The 1720-nt window shown below is 60.5% G+C and carries 2 protein-coding genes and 1 pseudogene; all 3 read right to left on the bottom strand.

Features of this window, described 5'->3' with window-relative positions:
* Positions 1-227, bottom strand: a pseudogene (locus tag AWB65_RS34770) (amidohydrolase family protein); the annotation flags it as partial.
* A gap of 4 nt (positions 228-231) precedes the next feature.
* The gene (locus tag AWB65_RS34765) at positions 232-849 is read right to left on the bottom strand and encodes a glutathione S-transferase family protein (RefSeq protein WP_087671251.1); all 618 of its coding nucleotides are present in this window, start codon (positions 847-849) and stop codon (positions 232-234) included.
* Positions 850-1036: 187 nt separating this feature from the next.
* Positions 1037-1720, bottom strand: a 684-nt coding sequence (locus AWB65_RS34760; protein ID WP_200821877.1) for a GntR family transcriptional regulator, incomplete at its 5' end; no start/stop codon positions are given.

Here is a 1720-nt window from a genome sequence, read left to right as displayed (position 1 = left end):
AGAACGCCACGGCTCGCGCCGATCGTGTCCAGCATTGCGAGATAGGTGGGACAAGGCGCTAGCGGCGGCGGATAGTTGGATGCTGTCGCAAACGGAAAGTCTTGATAAGGGCCGAACACATGCGAGTGCGTATCGCAGGTGCCGTCGGGAAGCGCATTGCGCGGCGGGTGGGGCATCTTTGCCGGCACGACATCGACGGGGCGCAGAGGATTTGTGAGACTGCTCATGACTTCACTCTCCACCGCCAGGTTCGGTGCGGCGCATTGAGTCGCGCTCGGCGAAACACGCATGCCACGCGGTGAGCGCCGGACGTCCCTCGCGCCATTGCAAGTCCGGCAGGCGGAAGTCGTAGTAGGCGAGCACGCAGGCAATGGCGATGTCGCCGATCTGGATTGCTTCGAGTCGCAACTGCGGCGCCAATTTGTCGAGCGAGTCAAGTGAGGCGTCCGACTTGACCGCGAACGCCGCGAGCCATTCCGGGCGCTGCTGCGACTGCGGCTTGTTACGCTCCTGACGCCAGAGCAACAGCACATCGAGCAAGCCGTCAGCGAACGCTTGCTGCTGCAAAGCGATGAAGCGCTCGCGGCCCGCGGCCGGAAAGAGATGCGCGCCGTCGTGCAGCGAGTCGAGGTATTCGCAGATCACCGATGAATCGAACAAAGCGAACCCGTCGTCGAGCACGAGCGTGGGCAGCTTGCTCAACGGGTTGTCGTGAAGCAGTTCGAGATTGGGCTTGTCCATCGCGACGGGGGATCGCACGCATTCGAATTTGTCGGCAACACCCGCTTCGTACGCGCACACCATGACTTTGCGCACAAACGGCGAGCGCGGCGACCAATGCAGTTTCATGTGCCTATCCTTCGGGAACGTTAAAGAACACACGACACCTGCCGAACCGCTCAACTCAAGCGCGACTCGCTTTTCGTGTTAGGTCAATTATATGGCCTTTTGACCTATTAGCGAGGAAAAATAGATGGGTGAAAACACTGAGACGCAAGTCGCGGGCGCTGCACACGGCAGCACCCTCGACCCGCAGTTACAGGGCCACCTTGATGTCCAGGCGCACAACGTCGCCCCGATACACGCCATTGCCGACAAACACAATCGTTCCATCGGCATCTGTTGCGGTGCGATAGGCGTGCGCAACGGGCGCATTGAGGGGGATTTCCAGCATACGCGACAACTCGACGTCGGCTGTGCCGATCGTAATCGTCTGATGGATTTCCTGAAGCTTGAGATCGGGCATATCGCGCAATATGCGCATGGTCGTGTATTGCTTGAACGCGGACTTCGGAATGCGGCGGCTTAGGCGTTCGTCGATGTACGCGTCGCCGAGGTAGTACGGGTGCCCTTCGCGCGAATGGCGTCGGCGCCAGTGCTGGTAGGAGGGCGCGAGCTTGCCGCTTGTGTGCAGGATATTGGCGGGCATCACGCCCTTTTCAGTCTTCAGCAATTCGATTGTTGCGCCCTCTGCCGCGAGCAGCAGGCCGGAAAGATCGGTCGGCACTTCGCACCAGAGCTGGCTTTGCGGCTTCTGAATGACGAATGTGCCCTTGGCGCGAAAGCGCTCAATGAGTTTGTCCTCTTCGAGGATGCCAAGCGCCTGGCGGACCGTGGCGCGGGCGACAGCACATTCTTCGGCGAGCTCGTCGACGGTTGGTATCTGCGCGCCGACATTCCACTGGCCTGACTCGATGCGCCTCCTAAACAGTGTCGCCAG

Origin of the sequence: Caballeronia humi (assembly GCF_001544475.1) — a bacterium.
Classification (GTDB): Bacteria; Pseudomonadota; Gammaproteobacteria; order Burkholderiales; family Burkholderiaceae; genus Caballeronia; species Caballeronia humi.
Note: the sequence above shows the minus strand (reverse complement) of the source record. Positions and strands in the feature narration are given on the sequence as shown.

Excerpts from the sequence above, each read along its gene's own strand:
- AWB65_RS34765 (WP_087671251.1), bottom strand. The coding sequence starts at position 849 with ATGAAACTGCATTGGTCGCCGCGCTCGCCGTTTGTGCGCAAAGTCATG.